Source organism: Nocardioides silvaticus, from assembly GCF_003160695.1.
In the GTDB taxonomy this organism is placed as follows: Bacteria; Actinomycetota; Actinomycetes; order Propionibacteriales; family Nocardioidaceae; genus Nocardioides; species Nocardioides silvaticus.
This window is the reverse complement of record NZ_QGDD01000014.1, coordinates 1-18,292: the sequence shown is the minus strand read 5'-3', so window position 1 is coordinate 18,292 and position 18,292 is coordinate 1. Positions and strand designations below refer to the sequence as shown.

Here is an 18,292-nt window from a genome sequence, read left to right as displayed (position 1 = left end):
GCGGGTGCGCGTGACCGGCCCCCCGCGCTACTCCAGCGGTCCGCGCAACCGGCTCGGCGACGTGCACGAGCAGACGCCGCTGGGTGACGTCTTCCTCCGGTCGCTGCTCAAGGAGCAGCTCGCCCTCGCGTTCCGGGTGCTGGTGCTGATCGCGCTCACCCTCGGGCTGCTGCCGCTGGTCTTCCACCTCTGGCCCGACCTCGGCGACGTCAGGGTGGCCGGGATCCCGGTCGCCTGGGTGGTGCTGGGCGGGCTGGTCTACCCGTTCCTCCTGCTCGTCGGCTGGCGCTACGTGCGCAGCGTCGAGCGCAACGAGCGTGACTTCGCCGACCTGGTCGAGGGACCCGACCCGGGACAGTCGTCGTGAACGCCGACGCCGTGCCCGGCCTGGTGGCCGTCCTCGCCGTCACCGTCACCACGATCGCGATCGGCACCTGGGGGCTGCGCTTCTCCCGCACCACCAGCGACTTCTTCGTCGCCTCCCGCACGGTCAACCCACGGCTCAACGCCTCGGCGATCGGCGGCGAGTACCTCTCGGCCGCGTCCTTCCTCGGCGTCGCCGGGCTGCTGCTCGTCGGCGGCGCGGAGATGCTCTGGTACCCGGTCGGCTGGACCGCCGGCTACCTCGTGCTGCTCGTGCTCGTCGCCGCCCCGCTGCGCCGCTCCGGCGCCTACACGCTCCCCGACTTCGCCGAGGCCCGGCTCGGCTCGACGGTCGTGCGCTCCGCGTGCTCGCTCCTCGTCGTCGGGGTCGGCTGGCTCTACCTGCTCCCGCAGTTCCAGGGCGCCGGGCTGACGCTGGAGTCCGCGATCGGCGCCCCGCGCTGGGTCGGGCCGCTCATCGTCGGAGTGGTCGTGCTCGTCAACGTGATGTCCGGCGGGATGCGGTCGATCACGTTCGTGCAGGCCTTCCAGTACTGGCTCAAGCTCACGGCCCTGCTCGTCCCCGCGATGGTCCTGCTCGTCGTCTGGCTCGACGACGGGCGCCCCGGTTCGCCGAGCGGGTCGGACGGCGCGTGGTCGGTGCCGGTCGCGGGCGAGGGGGCGATCGGGCTCTACACGACCTACTCGCTGATCATCGCGCTGTTCCTCGGCACCATGGGGCTGCCGCACGTGGTCGTGCGGTTCTACACCAACCCCGACGGCAGGGCGGCACGTCGTACGACGCTCGTGGTGCTGGGTCTCCTCGGCCTGTTCTACGTCTGGCCGCCGGTGTTCGCCGCCCTCGGCCGGGTCTACGGCCGCGAGCTGGTCGCCGAGGGGCACGCCGACGTGCTGGTCCTCGAGCTGCCGCGGCTGATGATGAGCGGCCTCGGCGGCGAGCTGCTGACCGGCCTCGTCACCGCCGGCGCGTTCGCGGCGTTCCTGTCGACCGCGTCCGGCCTGGCGATCGCGGTCTCCGGCGTGATCACCCAGGACGTCACCAGCCGCTTCGTCGGCGAGCGCGGACCGACCGCCTCGGTGGCCGCCGCCTTCCGCCTCGCCGCGGTGATCGCCGTCTCGGTGCCGGTGCTCGTCGCCCTCCTCTCCACCAACATCGGCGTCGCCCGGTCCGTGGCGCTGGCCTTCGCGGTCGCCGCCTCCACGTTCTGCCCGTTGCTGATGCTCGGCATCTGGTGGCGCCGCCTGACCGACGCCGGCGCCCTCGCCGGTCTCGCCGCCGGCGGCCTCGGCGCCGGTGGCGCCGCCGTGCTCAACCTGGTCGGCGTGGAGGGATCGGGCTGGGGCGCCGCGCTGCTCGCCCAACCGGCCGCGTGGAGCATGCCGCTCGCCTTCGCGACGATGGTCCTGGTCTCGCTGGCCACGCCCTCCCGCGCCCCCTCCCACGCCCGGCGGTTCCTCGTGCGCCTGCACACACCGGAGGTGTTGGAGCAGGCGGGCTAGGAGCCCGGCCGCGCCAGCCGGTCGAGGAACGCGACCAGCACCGCCTCGCGCAGCCGCGGTGAGGCGAGGTCCAGCCGGGCGTTGATCGCCGCTCGCCGCTCGGGCAGGGCGAACCCGCCGGCCGCGGGATCGCCGGCCATCCCGGCCGCGGCCAGCAGCCCGTCGAAGTCGGCGTCGGTCAGGGTCTCCGGGTCGAGGGCTGCGACCAGGGCCGCGACGCCGGGGTCGACGGCGACCGGACCGCTCGCGACGGCTGCGGTCACGGAGGAGTCGAGCGCGGCGCGCAGCTCCTCGGCGTGGTCGAGGGTGGCCGCGCTCACCGACAGGTGCACCGAGGCCGGGCGCCCTCGGTGCGACAGCTGCGGCTGGACGTGCCAGCCGCGGGCCTGCATCTCGTCCACGACGGTGAACGGGTCGCAGGTCCCGTCGGTCGTGAACGCGACCAGGGTCGAGTCCGGCGCTGCTACGAGCCGGAGAGCCGGTGCGGCCTCGACGGCGGCCACGACGGCGTCGGTCGCCGCGAGCGCCTTCCGGGTCAGCTCGAGGTAGCCGTCGTGGCCGAGCTCCTGCACGACTGCCCAGGCGCCCGCGACCGGTCCGCCGGACCGGGTGGACTGCAGCGTGGAGTTGAGCATCGTGTAACCGGGCCAGTCCGCCCAGGCGAACAGCTGCGCCCTTCGCAGTGCGGCGTCCCGGTGGAGCAGCAGCGAGGCGCCCTTCGGGGCGTAGCCGTACTTGTGCAGGTCCACCGACACCGACGTCACCCCGTCGACGGCGAACGTCCACGACGGCACCGACCGGCCGAGCCGCGCAGCGTAGGGCAGCACCCAGCCGCCGATGCAGGCGTCGACGTGGCAGCGGATGCCGCGCTCCGCGGCCAGGGCGGCGAGCTCGGGCACCGGGTCGACCACGCCGTGGGCGTACGACGGGGCGCTGGCCACGACCAGCACGGTGCTCTCGTCGATCGCCGCCGCCGTGCCGGCGACGTCGGCGCGGAAGTCGTCGCCGACCGGCACCACCCTCGCCTCGACCCCGAAGTAGTGGGCCGCCTTGTGGAACGCGGCGTGCGCGGTGTCGGGCACGACCATCGACGGCCGGCCGACGTGCGGCGTCCCGTCGCGCGCAGCCTGCACGGCCAGCAGCACCGACTCGGTCCCGCCCGAGGTGACCGACCCGACCACGCCGTCCGGGGCGTCGAGCAGACCCGCGGCGAACGCCACCAGGTCGTTCTCCATCTGCAGCAGGCTGGGGAACGCGGTGGGGTCCAGCCCGTTGGTCGCCGCGAACGCGGCCACCGCCTCGCGGGCGACCCGGTCGACCTCGGGCAGCCCGGAGTCGAAGACGTAGGCGAGGGTGCGTCCGGTGTGCACCGGCAGGTCGTCGGCGCGCAGGGCGGCGAGCCGGGCGAGGACGTCGGTCATGACGCGATCATCGCCTGCTCCACCTCGTCGGCGTCGAGCCGGTAGCGCGCCAGCCACCAGAGGCTGACCACGACGAGCAGTGCGGGGAGCAGCGAGAAGCCGAGGGTGATCGCCGTGACGGCCGAGTCCGGCTGCGCGACGTCGCCGCTGGTCCCGGACCGGTAGTCACCGAGGGCGAGCACCAGCGCGAACAGCCCCGGGCCGAGCGCCAGGCCCAGTGTCTCGCCGGCGGTCCAGACCCCGGTGTAGACACCGACCCGGTTGCTCCCGGTCCGTCGCGCGTCGACCGCCGCGGCGTCGGGCAGCATCGCAAGGGGGAAGACCTGGCAGCCGGCGTAGCCGACCCCGACGAGAGCGGTCGCGGCGAACACCACCGCGGACGGCGCGACCTGCGCCGTCGCCGCGAGCGTCGCGCCGGCGGCCAGCACCACTGAGGACAGCAGGTAGCCGCGGCGCTTGCCGATCCTGCCGCCCAGGGCGGCCCACGCCGGAGTCAGCACCAGCGCCGGGCCGACGAAGCAGACGAAGAGGAGGGTGGCGGCGCCGTCCCGCTCGAGGACGTCGTCCGCGAGGTAGTCGACGCCGGCCAGCATGCACCCGGTGGCGAGCGCTTGGACGACGAACGTCGTCAGCAGCAGCCGGAAGTCCCGCGCACCAGCGACCACCGCGAGCTGGTCCCGGAGCGACCCGGTGCCCGGGTTGACGGCGCCGACCGGGGCCCGGCGGGTGCCGGCGTAGGCAGCCAGCGCCCCGACGGCGATGACCAGCGCCATCACCACGCCCATCACCCGGTAACCGTCGCGCCCGCCGACCGCGTCCCGGATCGCCGGCGCGCTGGCACCGGCCACCATGATGGTGAGCGCCAGGATCGCGACCCGCCAGGTCATCAGCCGGGTGCGCTCGTCGTAGGACTCGGTCAGCTCGGCCGGCATGGCGACGTAGGGGACCTGGAAGAACGCGTACGCCGTCGCCGCGGCCAGGAAGCAGACCAGCACCCAGGCGGTGTCGGCCGCGGCGGAGCCGAGGTCGGGTCCGGCGAAGATGAGCGCGAACGCCACGGCCAGCGGGAGCCCGGCGCGCAGCAGCCACGGGCGACGCGGGCCGCGCGGGTCGTCGGTGCGGTCGCTGATCCGGCCGGCCATCGGGTTGAGCAGCACGTCCCACGCCTTGGGCGCGAACACGACGAAGCCGGCGACGACCGCGGCGACGCCGAGGGTGTCGGTGAGGTAGGGCAGCAGCATCAGCCCCGGCACGGTGCCGAACGCACCGGTGGCGACCGAGCCCGCGCCGTACCCCAGCCGCACGCCGCGCGGCAGCCCCTCCCTGGCCATGCGCGGAACGGTAACGGTGTCAGTTCGCGACGGCGAGCCGATAGCCGCGTTTGACGACGGTCTGGACGCAGCGGGTGCCGAGGGCGGCGCGGAGCCGGGCGACGGCCATCTCGACGGCGTGCTCCGAGCCGGCGGTCCCGGAGGGCAGCGCGGCGAGCAGGTCGCGGCGGGAGACGACGGTGCCGGGGTTGACGAGCAGCGCCTGGAGGACGGCGTAGGGCGCGGGCGAGAGCTTGACCTCGACGCCGTCGAGGAGCACGTCGTCGCCGTGGAGGAGGAGGGTGTGGCCGGCGACCTCGAGCGAGGTGCCGCCGGCGCGCGAGGGCAGCTCGGTCTCGAGCTGCTTGACCATGGCGGCGAGCCGGGACCGGTCGGGGTAGATCGAGGGGACGCCCCACATCTCGAACGCCGCGGCGGTGACCGGCCCGACGCAGGAGGCGACGACGTCGGCCTGGAAGGCGCTGATGATGTCATCGCGATGGCCGGCGGTCGCGGCGGCGCTCATCATCGAGGCGACGGCCGGGGCGGCGGTGAAGGTCACGGCGTCGACCTCGCCGGCGACGACGGCCTCGACCAGGCCGAACATCGGCTCGAGGTCCGCGGCGGCGTCCACGCGGTAGACGGTCACGGTAGTGACCTCGGCCCCCAGCCGGCGCAGCGCGTGGGCGGCCATCGACAGCGACTGGCCGTGCTCCTGGACGACGATCCGCAGTCCGGTGAGGTCGCGGGCGCGCAGGTGGGCCAACACGTCCTCGAACTCCTCCGACTCCGGCGCCCACAGCTCCCGCAGCCCGAACCGGCGCAGCACACCGACGCTCTTCGGGCCCCGGGCCAGGATCTCGGCCGAGGCCAGGTGCGTGACCAGCTGGTCGTGGAGTCCCCAGCGCTCGGCGGCGGTCAGCCAGGACTTCATGCCGATGCCGGTGGTCGCCAGGAAGATGTCGACCGGCTGCGACAGGACGTCCTTGGTCGCGGCGAGCAGCGCGACCTCGTCGATCCGGTTGGGGTCGACGGAGAGAGCCGGCGCGTGGATCACCTTCGCGCCGCGCCGCTGGAGGAGCGTGATCTGGTCCTCGGCACGGCGCGCGGCGGTCACCCCGATCGTGAACCCGGCCAGCGGCTGCTCCGGCACCGACTCCTCCTCCATCACGGGGTGCGGGTCGCCACTTCCACGACCCCGTCGACCACGCGCACGTCGTACGTCGCTACTGCGACCGCCCTGTCATCGAGGCACTCCCCTGTCCGCAGGTCGAAGGCCTGCTTGAACATCGGGCTGGCCACGAACGGGACGTCCTCGCCGTCCACCGACCGGGTGCCGACGATCCCCCGTGCCAGGACCGATGCTTTCGAGAAGGGATCGTAGTTGGAGAGCGCGTAGACGTGGTCCTCGTGGGTCCGGATGATGGCGACCGCCTCGCCCGCGACCAACGCGGTCACGCCGCCCTCGCGCTCGATCTGGTCGAGCCGGCAGACCGCCTCCCGCACCGCGGCCGTCACGGGGCACCCACCGGGATCGTGGTGCCGAGCGACACCGGTCCGTCGGTGGTCGCGGCCTGGACCTGGCCGCGTTCCTCGCGGAAGGTGATGTTGGGATCGGGCGTGCCGGGCGCGTTGACGAACGACACGAAGCGGGCGAGCTTCTCGGGATCCTCGATCGTCGCCTTCCACTCGTCGAAGTAGGAGTCGACGTGCCGTGCCATCGCCGCCTCGAGCTGGTCGCCGAGGCCGAGCACGTCGTCGACGACGACCTCGCGGATGCGGTCGAGGCCGCCGTCCACCGCGTCCATCCAGGACGACGTGCGCTGGAGCCGGTCGGCGGTGCGGATGTAGTACATGAGGAACCGGTCGAGGTAGCGGACCAGCTCCTCCTTGGACAGGTCGCCCGCCAGCAGCTGCGCATGCGCCGGCATCGCGCCGCCGTTGCCGCAGACATAGAGGTTCCAGCCCTTCTCGGTGGCGATGATCCCGAAGTCCTTCGACCGCGCCTCGGCGCACTCGCGGGCGCAGCCGGAGACGCCGCCCTTGAGCTTGTGCGGCGAGCGCAGCCCGCGGTAGCGGAGCTCGAGCTCGATGGCGAGTCCGACCGAGTCCTGCACGCCGTACCGGCACCAGGTCGATCCCACGCACGACTTCACCGTCCGCAGCGACTTGCCGTAGGCGTGCCCGGACTCCATGCCGGCCTCCACGAGCCGCTTCCAGATCGCCGGCAGGTCCTCCATCCGGGCGCCGAACAGGTCGATCCGCTGGCCGCCGGTGATCTTGGTGTAGAGGCCGAAGTCCTTGGCCACCTGACCGATGACGATGAGCTTGTCGGGGGTGATCTCGCCGCCGGGGACCCGGGGCACGACGGAGTACGTCCCGTTCTTCTGCAGGTTGCCGAGGTAGGCGTCGTTGGTGTCCTGGAGCTGGCGGTTGCCGGGCGCGAGGACGTGCTGGTTGAGCAGGCTGGCGAGGATCGAGGCGACTGCCGGCTTGCAGATGTCGCAGCCGCGGCCGGTGCCGTGGCCCTCGACGATGTCGTCGAACCGGGTGTAGCCGTGGACGGCGACGACGTCGAACAGCTCCTGCCGGGTCATCCGGAAGTGCTCGCACAGCGACCGGTCGATCTCCTTGCCGGTGGCGGCGAAGTAGTCCTCGACGATCTTCTTCACCAGCGTCTTGCAGGAGCCGCAGGTCGCGCCGGCGCGGGTGATCGTGCCGTCGGCGGCGGCGGCCGTGATCTCGGCCTTGGTGACGTCGTTGCAGGAGCAGACCTGCGCGTCGTCGGGGAGCTCGAGGTTCGCACCGCCGCGGGAGGCCGGGAGGATCAGCTCCTCGGGGTTCTCGGGCAGCTCCATGCCGGAGGCCACCATTGGCCGGAGCACGCCGTACGCCGCCGCGTCACCGACGAGCACGCCGCCGAGCAGCCGCTTGCCGTCCTCGCTGATGACCAGCTTCTTGTAGACCCCGGACAGGGCGTCGGCGTAGGTCAGCTCGAGCGCACCCTTGGTGGTGCCGTGCGCGTCGCCGAACGAGGCGACGTCCACCCCGAGCAGCTTGAGCTTGGTCGACATGTCGGCGCCGGTGAACTCGCCCGCCCCGCCGAGCAGCCGGTCGACGACGATCTCCGCCATGTCGTAGCCGGGGGCGACCAAGCCGTACATCACGCCCTGCACCGCCGCGCACTCGCCGATCGCCCAGATGTGCTCGTCGGACGTGCGCAGCGAGCCGTCGACGAGCACGCCGCCGCGGTCGGCGACGTCGAGGCCGGCGGCCCGGGCCAGCGCGTCCCGCGGCCGGATGCCGGCGGAGAACACGACGAGGTCGACGTCGAGCGGGTTGCGGTCCTTCAGCGCCAGCCGCTCGACGCGGTTCCTCCTGTCGCCGAGGATCGCCTCGGTCATCGCGCCGGTGTGGACGGTCAGGCCGAGCTTGCCGATGTGCTGGTTGAGCGTCCGGCCCCCGAGGTCGTCGATCTGCACCGCCATCAGTCGCGGGGCGAGCTCGACGACGTGGGTCTCGACGCCCAGCTGGTGCAGGGCGTTGGCGGCCTCGAGCCCGAGCAGGCCGCCGCCGATCACGGCACCGACCTTGCGGCGGCCGCCCTTGCTCGCGGAGCGGATCGCCTCGAGGTCCTCGATGGTGCGGTAGCCGAAGACGTTGGCGAGGTCGGCGCCCGGCACCGGCGGCACGAACGGCGCGGCACCCGTCGCGAGCACCAGCTCGTCGTAGTGCAGGTCCTCGCCGCTGGCCAGGGTGACGATCCGCTGGCGTGGTGAGACCGCCACGACCTCGGCGTGGGTGCGCAGACGCACCCGCGGGTCGTCGTACGTCCCCGACGGCAGAAGGCTCAGCGCCTCCGCGCCGACCTCGAAGAAGGAGGTGAGGGCGACGCGGTCGTACGCCGGCCGCGGCTCGGCGCCGAGCACGGTGATGTCGTAGGCCTCGGTGAGGCCGCGGGAGATCGCGGACTCCACGAACCGGTGGCCCACCATGCCGTGGCCGACCACGACGAGCTGCTTGCGGAGCTGGGGTGCCATGTCTACTTCACTCCTTCTGGGGTGAGGCGGGACTGTTCAGCCACGAGCTGGCGAACGGTCGAGGCGCAACCACCGCATCCGGTGGTGGCGCGGGTCTTCTCGCGAGCGTCGGCGAACGACGCGCACGCACGGACCGCGCCGGCCGTGACACCGGCGCAATTGCAGATCTCCGCCTCGTCGGGGAGGCGGACGGTCTCCCGGGCGCGCTCGGTCATCAGCAGCTCGCCGGGCTCGGTCGGGCCGAGCAGCGTCTGCCGGTCGTAGTGCTGCGTGATCAGACCGATCCGGTTGAGGTCGCCGACCAGGGCGCCGGCGACGATCCGACCGTCGCGGACGACCAGCCTGCGGTGCGAGCCGCGCACCGGGTTGGACATCTCGACGACCTCGCCGCCGTCGCGGACCTCGGCCTCGGGGTCGCCGAGGACGGCGACGTCGAGGTCGGTGGCGCGGAGCCGCGCGACGACGCGGCTGCCGTCGTACTTCACCGGCTCGTCGGTCAGCACGCCGGCGAGGACGCTCGCCTGCTCCCACGCCGGCGGGACGAAGCCGGTGACCCTCCCGTCGTGCTCGGCGCAGTCGCCGATCGCGTGCACGGCCGGGTCGGAGACGCTGGTGAGCCGGTCGTCGACGACGATGCCGCGCCGCACTTCGAGTCCTGCCCGCCGAGCCAGCGCGGTCGACGGCCGTCCCCCGGCGGTGAGGACCACCAGGTCGGTCTCGAGGGTCACGCCGGTGTCCAGCCGGAGGGCGTTGTCGGTGAGCCGGACTGCCCGTGCCCCGGTGTAGACGGCGACTCCGAGGCGCTCCAGGTCGCGCGCGAGGACCCGGCCCGCCGCGCTGCCGAGCTGCCGGTGCAGCAGGTGGTCGGCGCCCTCGACCACCTCGGTGGCGATGCCGCGCACCCCGAGGGCACGCGCGACCTGCAGCCCGAGCAGACCACCGCCGACGACGACCGCGCGGCGCCCTTCGGTGGTCGAGTAGGCCGAGCCCCTGGGCGAGGCCGTATCGAGACCCCCGATGGCCGCCAGCAGGCCCTGGCAGTCAGAGAGCGACCGGAACGCGTGCACGGCCTCGTGGAGGGTGCCGTCCATGCGCACCAGCCCGCGGATCGGCGGGAGCGTGGGGATGCTGCCGGTGGCGAGCACCAGCGCGTCGTACTCGACCGTGGTGCCGTCGACGAGCATCACGTCCCGCAGCCGGGGCTCGATCTCGAGCACGCGGGCGCCGAGACGCAGGTCGATGCCGTGGTCGGCGTACCACTGCTCGTCGCGCAGCGTCAGCGACTCGGGCCGGTGGGTGCCCTCGAGCACGGCGGAGAGCAGGATCCGGTTGTACGGCGGACGCCGCTCGTCGCCCAGGACGGTGATCGCCCACTCCTGGGTGGTCGAGCCTGCCGAGACCCGCGCCACCAGCTCCTCGACGAGACGGGTCGCCGCCATCCCGTTGCCGACCACGACCAGCCGCCTCACGCGGTCAGTCCCGCGGCGCGATCGGTGGTCGAGTAGTCCGAGCCGCTGGGCGAGGACGTAGCGAGACCCAGTGAGGCGGCGCAGACCTTGAACTCCGGCATCCGGCTCGACGGGTCGAGCGCGTCGTTGGTGAGCCGGTTGGCGCCGACCCAGTGGAACGGGACGAAGACGGTGTCGGGGCGGATCGTGGTGACGACCTTGGCCGGTGCCGTCAGCTCGCCGCGGCGGGTGCGGACGACCACCGGCTCGCCGTCGCGGACCCCGATGCGGTCGGCGAGCATCGGGTGGAGCTCGACGAACGGGCCGTCGTCGGGGAGCGAGCGGATGCGGCGGGTCTGGGCGCCGGACTGGTACTGCGCGAGCACCCGTCCGGTCGTCAGGTGCACCGGGAACGCTTCGTCGGTCGACTCGGCGGGACCGGTGTGCTCGGCGACGACGAACCGCGCCCGGCCGTCGGGGGTGGCGAAGGACTCGGTGAACATCCGCGGGCTGCCCCAGAACACGCCCTGCTCCTCGCGGATCCGGTCGTAGCTGATGGCGGAGTAGTCGGCCTTCCCGCCCGCGGACGCCCGGCCGAGCTCGGCGAAGACCTCCTCGGGATCGGTCGAGAAGGTCGGCCCGTCGGTCCCTGAGCCGGTCGAAGGGGTCGAGACCAGGCGCTCGGCCAGTCCCGCGATCACCTCGAGGTCGCTGCGGACGCCCTTCGGCGGTTCGGCCGCCTTCTGGCGCAGGACGACCCGTCCCTCGAGGTTGGTCAGGGTGCCGGTCTCCTCGGCCCACTGGGTCACGGGCAGCACGACGTCGGCGAGCGCGGCCGTCTCGCTCATCACCAGGTCGCAGACGACGAGCAGGTCGAGCGACTCCAGCCGCCGGGTGATGCGGTGGGCGTTGGGGGCGGACACGACGATGTTGCTGCCGAAGACCAGCAGCGCGCGGGGACCGCCGCCGTCGCCGAGCGACTCGAGCAGCTCGTAGGCCGACCGCCCCCTGCCGGGCAGGGTCTCCGGCGCGACGCCCCACACCCTCGCGACGTGCTCACGAGCGGCGGGGTCGTCGATCATCCGGTACCCGGGCAGCTGGTCGGCCTTCTGCCCGTGCTCGCGGCCGCCCTGGCCGTTGCCCTGGCCGGTGAGGCAGCCGTAGCCGGCGTACGGCGTGCCGGGCAGGCCGAGCGCCAGCGCGACGTTGATCCAGCCGAGCACGGTCGCGGTGCCCTGGCTGTGCTGCTCGGCGCCACGGGCGGTGAGGATGACGACCTTGCGGCTGCTGGTCAGCAGGTCGACAAGAGCACGCAGCTCGGAGGTGGCGACACCGGTCACGCGCTCGACCCGCTCGGGCCACCAGGAGGCGACGGAGCGTCGTACGTCGTCCCAGCCGTGGGTGCGGGTCGCGACGTACTCCTCGTCGACGGCACCTGCCGCGTCGACCAGGTGCAGCGCGCCCAGCGCCAGCGCGAGGTCGGTGCCGGGCACCGGCTGGAGGAACAGGTCGGCGCGCTGGGCGGTCGTCGTCAGCCGCGGGTCGATCACGACCAGCTTCCCGCCGCGCCCGCGGAGCCGGTCGAAGTGGCGCGCGGCCGGCGGCATCGTCTCGGCCAGGTTGGAGCCGACCAGCACCACCACGTCTGCCTGCTCGACGTCGGCCAGCGGGAACGGCAGCCCGCGGTCGATCCCGAACGCCTGGTTGCCGGCGCTCGCCGCCGACGCCATGCACCACCGGCCGTTGTAGTCGATCTGGCTGGTGCCGAGCGCGACCCGCGCGAGCTTGCCGAGCTGGTAGGCCTTCTCGTTGGTGAGGCCGCCGCCGCCGAAGACCGCGATGCTGTCCGGCCCGGACGCCGTCCGGAGCTCCTTGATCCGCCCCGCCACCAGGTCGAGCGCCTCGTCCCAACCGGCCGCGCGGATCTCACCGGTCGCCCGGTCCCTGACCATCGGCGTCGTCAGCCGCTCCCGGTGGCCGCGCAGCTCGGTGGCCGTCCAGCCCTTGCGGCACAGCCCGCCCTCGTTGACCGGGAACTCCGCCCACGGCTGCACCTCGAGGCCCGCCGCCCGCCGGGTGGTGGTCGAGCCGGCCCCGGTGGTCGAGCCGACCCCGGTGGTCGAGCCGGCCCCGGTGGTCGAGCCGGCCCCGGTGGTCGAGCTTGTCGAGACCAACGTCATCCCGCACTGCAGGCTGCAGTAGGGGCAGTGGGTGCGGGTCATATGCCGACGCCGGCGTAGCTGACGGCGGCCTTGGCCGGGTGCGGCTTGCGGAGGTAGACGGCCCAGGTGACGACCGCGCAGGCGAGGTAGAAGACGGTGAAGATGAAGAACGCCGTCTTCGTCGCGTCCATGGGAGCGGTCACCCACGGGGAGCTGAACGTGAGGGGGATGAGGAAGCCGCCCATCGCGCCGACAGCACCGATGATCCCGATCGCGGCCGAGGCGCGCTTGGTGGCGTTGAGCTCCGCCGCCGCCCGCTCGGGGCTGCCCGGCGCGCCGGTCCGCCCGGCCTCGGTCCGGAAGATCGCCGGGATCATCTTGTAGGTCGAGCCGTTCCCGATTCCGCTCGAGGCGAAGACGAGCAGGAAGAACCCCAGGAACAGCGGGAACCAGGCCTTGTTGTCCTCGGCGATCGCCACGTCGGCCGTCGGGTTCGGGGTCACCTGGAGGAGCGTCCACAGCACGGCCGCGGTGGAGACGATCATCCCGGTGAAGGCACCCAGGGTGACCTTCGCGCCGCCGTACCTGTCGGCGAGCCAGCCGCCCAGCGGCCGGGTGACCGAGCCGACGAGCGCCCCGAGGAAGGCGTAGTAGGCGAAGAAGATGCCGGTGCCGAGCGGCGCCGGCTCGGGGACCCAGAAGTTCAGCTTGATGAGCAGCGGCATCGCGGCGGAGTAGCCGATGAAGGAGCCGAAGGTGCCGATGTAGAGGAACGCCATGATCAGCGTCTGCTTGTTCCTGAGCACGCTCAGCTGGGCACGGACGTCGGACTTGGCGGTGCCGAGGTTGTCCATGAAGAAGTACGCCGCGACGGTGGCCACGATCGCCAGGCCGGCGTAGAGGAGGGCCGCCCGCTCGAGGTGGATGCCGCCGTCGGACGCCTTCACCAGGCCGAAGACCGCGGCGCCGCCGACGACGATCGGCAGGCAGAACTGGATGATCGCCACCCCGATGTTCCCGCCCGCGGCGTTGAGGCCGAGCGCCGCGCCCTTGAGCCGGGTCGGGTAGAAGAAGTTGATGTTCGCCATCGAGCTGGAGAAGTTGCCGCCACCGAAGCCGGCCGTCGCGGCGATGAGGCAGAAGGCCCAGTACGGCGTGCCGGGGTTGGTCACCGCGTAGGCGAACAGAAGCGTCGGCACCAGCAGCAGCGCGGCGCTGATCATCGTCCAGTTGCGGCCGCCGAAGCGACCCACGGCGAGGGTGTAGGGCACGCGCAGCAGCGAGCCGACCAGGTTGGGTATCGCCACCAGGAAGAAGAGCTCCTGTGCGGTGAACGTGAACCCGGAGGCCAGCAGGAACGCCGAGCTGACGCTCCAGATCAGCCACACCGAGAAGCCCAGGTGCTCGGAGAAGATCGACCAGACCAGGTTGCGGCGCGCCACCTTCGCGCCGGTCTCGGCCCAGAACGCCTCGTCCTCGGGGTCCCAGTCGTCGATCCACCTTCGTCGCGTCATGCGATCGATCGTGGAGCGCCGGCGTTTCCTGCCGAGGTGCCCGACGGTCTCCCTTCCGTCAACTTGTCCTCACGGCCTCACGCTCCTCACCGCCTCACGCCCTAGCGTTGGCTCCATGCCGCTGCGCCGCCTCGGTCGTCCCAGCCTCGAGCCCTACCGCTCCTCCTTCGACCTGCCCGCGGCCGGAGGCGCGCCCGCCGCGTCGTCCTCATCCACTGGGACGACTTCTTCCGCCCGCTCGACCGCCCGCTGCGCTTCCTGCCCTACCTCGGCGACGACCTCGACGCCACCCTGCGGGTGCTGGGGCCGCTCGCCGCTGCCGACGGCGTCAGCCTGCACTTCCCGAAGGTGTGGCAGCGCGAGGACCCGTGGGCGCCGGCGGCTGAGTAGTCCCGGTCCCTGCCACCGACGCCACGGGGCTTCAGGCAGCGGTGCGCCGCACCTGACGAGCGTCGGCGATGCCGGCGACCGCGGCGTCGAAAGCACCGCGCAGGAACGCGTCCGACTCGACGACGTCACCCGCGGTGGCGAGACCGAGGACGACACCGGACAGCGCCTCGTTCTTCCAGTGCGGCTTCGGCTCGTCGTCGGGCACCGGGCCGCCGTGCTTGACCAGCTCGGCGATCAGCGCGGCGAGGACGGGGTTGGGCGCGCCCAAGTTGTCGAGCACGTCCTCGTTGCTCCACTCCGCCAGCGGCACGACCCGCTGTCCGGTCTTCTCCGCGACGAACGCGAGGTGCACCAGCGATTTGCCGAAGCGGATGCCGAGGTCGACCGGGGGCAGCGGCTGCGGGTTGAGGCCGACCTTCTCGAGCTCGTTCACGAAGCGCGGGCCGTGCGGCCAGATTGCGTCGGTGGCCTCGGGGAAGCGGTCGAGGATGATGCTCAGCAGGATGCGGTTGATGTCCACGAGGGACTCCTTCCGGATGGGGGAACTGACGAGGAGCGGACCCGCGAGGAGGCGCCCCTGATTCATCCATCCGGATGGATTCAGTGATTCAGTCCCCGTCGACGTCGGGCGGCGTACCGATCCGTCGTACCTCCTGCGGCCAGCCGCACCCGACCGCGACCTTGCCCGCCCACATCTTGGCGGTCTCGTCGTCGGGCACGTCGACGATGCAGAAGCCGCCGAGGTGCTCCTTGGTCTCGACGTACGGGCCATCGGTCACCATGACCTCGCCGCTGGTGGCGTCGGCGCTGTAGACCGGTGCGCCCTCCTCGAGGCCGCCCGCGAAGACCCAGACACCGGCCGCCTTCATCTCGTCCACGACCGCCATCGACGGCTTCACTCTCCCCAGGAACCACTCCTCACTGTGGTCACCGACCCACTGCTGGTTGAAGTAGATGAGGTACTTCGCCATGACTGCTCCTCCGTGTCCGGGCAGGCTCGAGTGCCCACCTTCACCTACTCCACGAACGGATGCACCCCGATCCGACAGGGTCGTGCGAACATCGAGGAATGAGGAGATCTCGGAGGTGGCTCGTCGTCGGCGCAGCGTTCGTGGCTCTCGCGGGCGGCTCGGCCGTCGCCTGGGGTGTGATGGCGACCGACTCCGACGACTCGGACCCGGCGTCCTCGGCGACGACGGTGCTGGCCGCCGACGATGCTGAGCCTGCTGCAGCCGGCACCAGCCGCCGGATCTGGCGCGAGCTGACCGGGGATGTCCGCGTGGTCGGCATTCCCTGGACCTCCGACAAGCGGCCCCGTGTCGTGATCGGCGCGGAGAGCTCCCCGACGTCGGTGGAGGTGGTCGATCGTCGTACCGGCAACCGTACACCGCTGCCGACGCTCTGGCAGGGCCACGACCGCTCCCCCCGGCTGATCCGGGTCACGAAGCGGGTCGCGTGGGTCTCGTGGGTCCATCACGTGGATGGCGTCCAGCGGCCGGCGGCCCTGCGCTACGACATCGTCACCGGCGAGCACCGGCTGGTCCTGGCTCCCAGCGTCCCTCACCACCCACGGGCGACCGCCACCTCCGCGCTGCAGTACGGCGGCGACGGCCGCTTCTACTTCCGGACCTCCCGGATCGGGCACGACGGTGCGGACAAGCACACCCGGTTGTGGTCCTTCGCTCCCGACGCGCCACGGAAGGTGCGCGAGGAGGGGACTGCCCAGCAGTGGGCGGTCTCCGGCCCGCTGCTCGCCTCGCTCGACCACGGCGACGGCGCTCCCACCACCGTGCGCGTGCGCGACCTCACGACGCGGACCGACCGCACCACCACCCTCGACCGTTGCGACGACCCCTACCTCGAGGTGTCCAGCTCCTTCGCCGTCGTCGCCTGCGAGGACGACTCCGAGCTCCACGTCCTGGATCGCTCGGGTGCCGAGCTTGCGCGGCTCGAGATCCCCGACGGCGTCAACGCCTCCGGCTACGGGCCGCCCAGCCTTCACGTCGGGAAGCGCTGGGTCAGCACCGGGCGCCTCGCCTATGAGCCTGAGGCCGGGCAGCTGCTGCGGCTGCGGGAGCATCCCGCAGGCTCCTGAGGAGCGGCTGACTGCGTCTCGATACGCGCCTCGCGCAGAGCGCTCGGCGCTACTCGACGACCGCAGCGGGCGTGCCGATAGCCCCGCCGGTGGCGGGGTTCGGGGCTCGGCAGCTAGTGGTCGGGCGGTGAGGTGCCGGTCAACCGGTGGGTGCCGGTGGGGTCGACGAGGTAGGTGCCGGACTCGAGGGTCCAGTGGTAGGTGCCGGGGTGGAGCACTCGGTAGGCGGCTCGGCCGGCGGTCTTCATCCGGTGGTGGCCTCGACACAGCGGGGCGAGGTTGCACGGACAGGTAGTGCCGCCGTCGACGTGGGGTTCGACGTGGTCGAGGTCGCAGCGGGCTGCGGGTTTGGTGCAGTGGGGGAAGACGCAGTGGTGGTCGCGTTCGGTGACCTGACGGCGGATTCGGTCGGGGGTCTCGTAGGAGTCGACCGGCTGGTGGCCGGCGAGGTCGACGACGGGTCTGACGAGGACGGTGGTGCCGGAGATGTTGAGCCAGTCCTTGATCTGCTCCGGTGAGATCGGGGTCCGGGTATTGCCGAACCTGCCGACGGTCATGTCGCCGGCGGACAGGTGGAGCACCAGCTCGGTCTTCCGTCCGGGGACGGTGCGGGTGATCTCCCCGGTCTCGGGGTCGACGACGTGCAGGTCGAGGGTGAGGTCCTCGCGGGCGATCTCACCGAGGGCCTTGGACCGGCGCACGTCGAGGTTGTCTTCATCGCCGAGCTGACCCAGCAGCTTCGCACGGCGGCTGATGGCGTTCTCCAGATCGAGGGCATCGGCAGCGTCCAGGGTGGCGGAGACGTTGGCGGTGCCGTTGAACCCGGCCGCATCCAGACCGGTGTCCACGTGGCGGTGTTCCTGTGCTGCCTTCCGACGCTCCTTAGCAGCTTCGGGGTCGAACCGGACGAGGGCTTCTTCGACGAGCCGGTCGATCTGGGGCCAGGTGCAGCCTTGGGCGCTGATGGCGAGCTGCCGGTCGACGTAGGCGGCGGCGTCCTCGCAGAGTGACCTGGTGAGGTCGGCGATCCGCAGCGCTTTCCACACCGGCACCTGTCCGTCCAGGGTCCGCTGCCACAGCTGGGGGAGGCGGTGGGAGAGCTCGACGACCTGGCCGACGTAGTTGCGACCGGAGTCCAGGGATCGGCCCAGGACGGCGTTGAGCTCCATCACCGCGAAGTCCGAGATCAGCGGGGCGCCGGGGCCGGCCAGCGGGAGGCCGGTGTCCAGACCACGCTCGGTGAGCGTGGCGGCGTCGGCCTCGTCGTCCACGACGTGCTCGAGCGCCCATTCGGCGATGTGGCGGACCTTGGCGATCTCGCGGTCGCGGATGACCTGCTCGTCCTGCCGGATCTCGGCGAGCAACACCTGGGACCGGGTCAGCGGCGCGGGCTCTGCTTCGGGTGCCACCGGCTCGACGGCCACCGCGCCCAGCGGGGCGGGGAGGTCGAAGAGCGGGGCGGTCCCGAGATCCATGAGGCCTATTCAACATGGGACCACCGACAGTTCGAAGCGGCCGGAAGCCGCTTGTGGACAGGGGATTCCTCGCGATCGGATTGTGGACGACAGGTGGCTCGAACGTCGTCCGTGACGTTCGCAGCCCGGAGGCCCCACGCAGCTTGCGGCGTCTCGATACGCCCTCGCGCTAGCGCGCTCGGGCTACTCGACGACCAATGCGGGCTACTCGACGACCAACACGAGGGCTACTCGACGACCGCAAGCCGCCTGCCGACCGTGACCATCCGTCTTCCCGTTCGCGGCCGCGACCACAACGAGCACCTCAGGCCTCCCGCCACCGGCGCAGGGCTTGGGGGAACAGTCACGCAACCAATGACGGCGCCCTGCCATGTAATTCGTCTGTAGCGCTACCACCCACGGTCCCGAGGCCGCGGGCAGCTTGCGGCGTCTCGATACGCCCTCGCCTAGCTGTGATGTCCAGCCAGGTTGTCCAACCGGGTGATGGGTGGGAGGCCACCTAGGGCTGAGTGGGGCCGGTGGTGGTTGTACTGGTGCAGCCATCCTGCCAGCG

General features: G+C 72.2%; 16 protein-coding genes. 3 read left to right on the top strand and 13 right to left on the bottom strand.

Annotated features, from left to right (window positions below):
* Window positions 1-10: 10 nt before the first annotated feature.
* Both DJ010_RS21250 and DJ010_RS21245 read left to right on the top strand, forming a co-directional pair.
* On the top strand, window positions 11-367 hold the full coding sequence (locus tag DJ010_RS21250) for a hypothetical protein (RefSeq protein ID WP_245927786.1): 357 nt from the start codon (window positions 11-13) through the stop codon (window positions 365-367).
* A complete protein-coding gene (locus DJ010_RS21245; protein WP_109697462.1) occupies window positions 364-1,884 on the top strand; it encodes a sodium/solute symporter in 1,521 nt (506 codons plus the stop codon). Before DJ010_RS21250 ends, DJ010_RS21245 begins: the two co-directional genes overlap by 4 nt.
* Here DJ010_RS21245 and DJ010_RS21240 read toward each other — a convergent pair.
* The 11 genes from DJ010_RS21240 to DJ010_RS21190 form a co-directional block, all read right to left on the bottom strand.
* Entirely contained in the window at window positions 1,881-3,305 is a 1,425-nt protein-coding gene (locus DJ010_RS21240; protein WP_109697461.1) for a pyridoxal phosphate-dependent decarboxylase family protein, read from the bottom strand. The genes DJ010_RS21245 and DJ010_RS21240 overlap by 4 nt on opposite strands.
* Window positions 3,302-4,636 carry an MFS transporter gene (locus tag DJ010_RS21235; RefSeq protein WP_109697460.1) on the bottom strand — a complete coding sequence of 445 codons (1,335 nt, stop codon included), beginning with the start codon at window positions 4,634-4,636 and terminating at the stop codon, window positions 3,302-3,304. The genes DJ010_RS21240 and DJ010_RS21235 overlap by 4 nt, the downstream gene beginning before the upstream one ends.
* Window positions 4,637-4,655: 19 nt before the next feature.
* Window positions 4,656-5,768, bottom strand: coding sequence for a uroporphyrinogen-III synthase (locus DJ010_RS21230; RefSeq protein ID WP_245927784.1), 1,113 nt, complete (start codon window positions 5,766-5,768; stop codon window positions 4,656-4,658).
* A 14-nt stretch (window positions 5,769-5,782) separates the two neighbouring features.
* Window positions 5,783-6,133 (bottom strand): nitrite reductase small subunit NirD, encoded by a 351-nt coding sequence (gene nirD / locus DJ010_RS21225; RefSeq protein ID WP_109697458.1) that lies wholly within the window; start codon window positions 6,131-6,133, stop codon window positions 5,783-5,785.
* Window positions 6,130-8,655, bottom strand: a complete 2,526-nt coding sequence (nirB, locus tag DJ010_RS21220; protein ID WP_109697457.1) for a nitrite reductase large subunit NirB — start codon at window positions 8,653-8,655, stop codon at window positions 6,130-6,132. Before nirB ends, nirD begins: the two co-directional genes overlap by 4 nt.
* Window positions 8,656-8,657: 2 nt before the next feature.
* Window positions 8,658-10,124, bottom strand: a complete 1,467-nt coding sequence (locus tag DJ010_RS21215; RefSeq protein WP_245927783.1) for an FAD-dependent oxidoreductase — start codon at window positions 10,122-10,124, stop codon at window positions 8,658-8,660.
* Window positions 10,121-12,325, bottom strand: a complete 2,205-nt coding sequence (locus tag DJ010_RS21210) for a molybdopterin oxidoreductase family protein (RefSeq protein WP_109697456.1) — start codon at window positions 12,323-12,325, stop codon at window positions 10,121-10,123. Before DJ010_RS21210 ends, DJ010_RS21215 begins: the two co-directional genes overlap by 4 nt.
* Complete coding sequence (locus DJ010_RS21205; protein WP_109697455.1) at window positions 12,322-13,779, bottom strand: MFS transporter; 1,458 nt, start codon at window positions 13,777-13,779, stop codon at window positions 12,322-12,324. Before DJ010_RS21205 ends, DJ010_RS21210 begins: the two co-directional genes overlap by 4 nt.
* A gap of 153 nt (window positions 13,780-13,932) precedes the next feature.
* Window positions 13,933-14,118, bottom strand: a complete 186-nt coding sequence (locus tag DJ010_RS22545) for a hypothetical protein (RefSeq protein ID WP_211318912.1) — start codon at window positions 14,116-14,118, stop codon at window positions 13,933-13,935.
* 82 nt (window positions 14,119-14,200) lie between these two features.
* Window positions 14,201-14,689 carry a hypothetical protein gene (locus DJ010_RS21195; RefSeq protein WP_109697454.1) on the bottom strand — a complete coding sequence of 163 codons (489 nt, stop codon included), beginning with the start codon at window positions 14,687-14,689 and terminating at the stop codon, window positions 14,201-14,203.
* A gap of 88 nt (window positions 14,690-14,777) precedes the next feature.
* On the bottom strand, window positions 14,778-15,140 hold the full coding sequence (locus tag DJ010_RS21190; protein ID WP_109697453.1) for a YciI family protein: 363 nt from the start codon (window positions 15,138-15,140) through the stop codon (window positions 14,778-14,780).
* 98 nt (window positions 15,141-15,238) lie between these two features.
* Here DJ010_RS21190 and DJ010_RS21185 point away from each other — a divergent pair, with 98 nt between their 5' ends.
* Window positions 15,239-16,264 carry a hypothetical protein gene (locus DJ010_RS21185; RefSeq protein WP_146207431.1) on the top strand — a complete coding sequence of 342 codons (1,026 nt, stop codon included), beginning with the start codon at window positions 15,239-15,241 and terminating at the stop codon, window positions 16,262-16,264.
* Window positions 16,265-16,377: 113 nt separating this feature from the next.
* Here the strand turns inward: DJ010_RS21185 and DJ010_RS21180 are convergent, their stop codons facing one another.
* Both DJ010_RS21180 and DJ010_RS21175 read right to left on the bottom strand, forming a co-directional pair.
* Window positions 16,378-17,739: an HNH endonuclease signature motif containing protein gene (locus DJ010_RS21180; RefSeq protein WP_109697451.1), complete on the bottom strand. Its 1,362-nt coding sequence runs from the start codon at window positions 17,737-17,739 to the stop codon at window positions 16,378-16,380.
* 446 nt (window positions 17,740-18,185) lie between these two features.
* The coding region (locus DJ010_RS21175; protein WP_146207430.1) for an integrase core domain-containing protein at window positions 18,186-18,292 on the bottom strand (107 nt) is incomplete at its 5' end.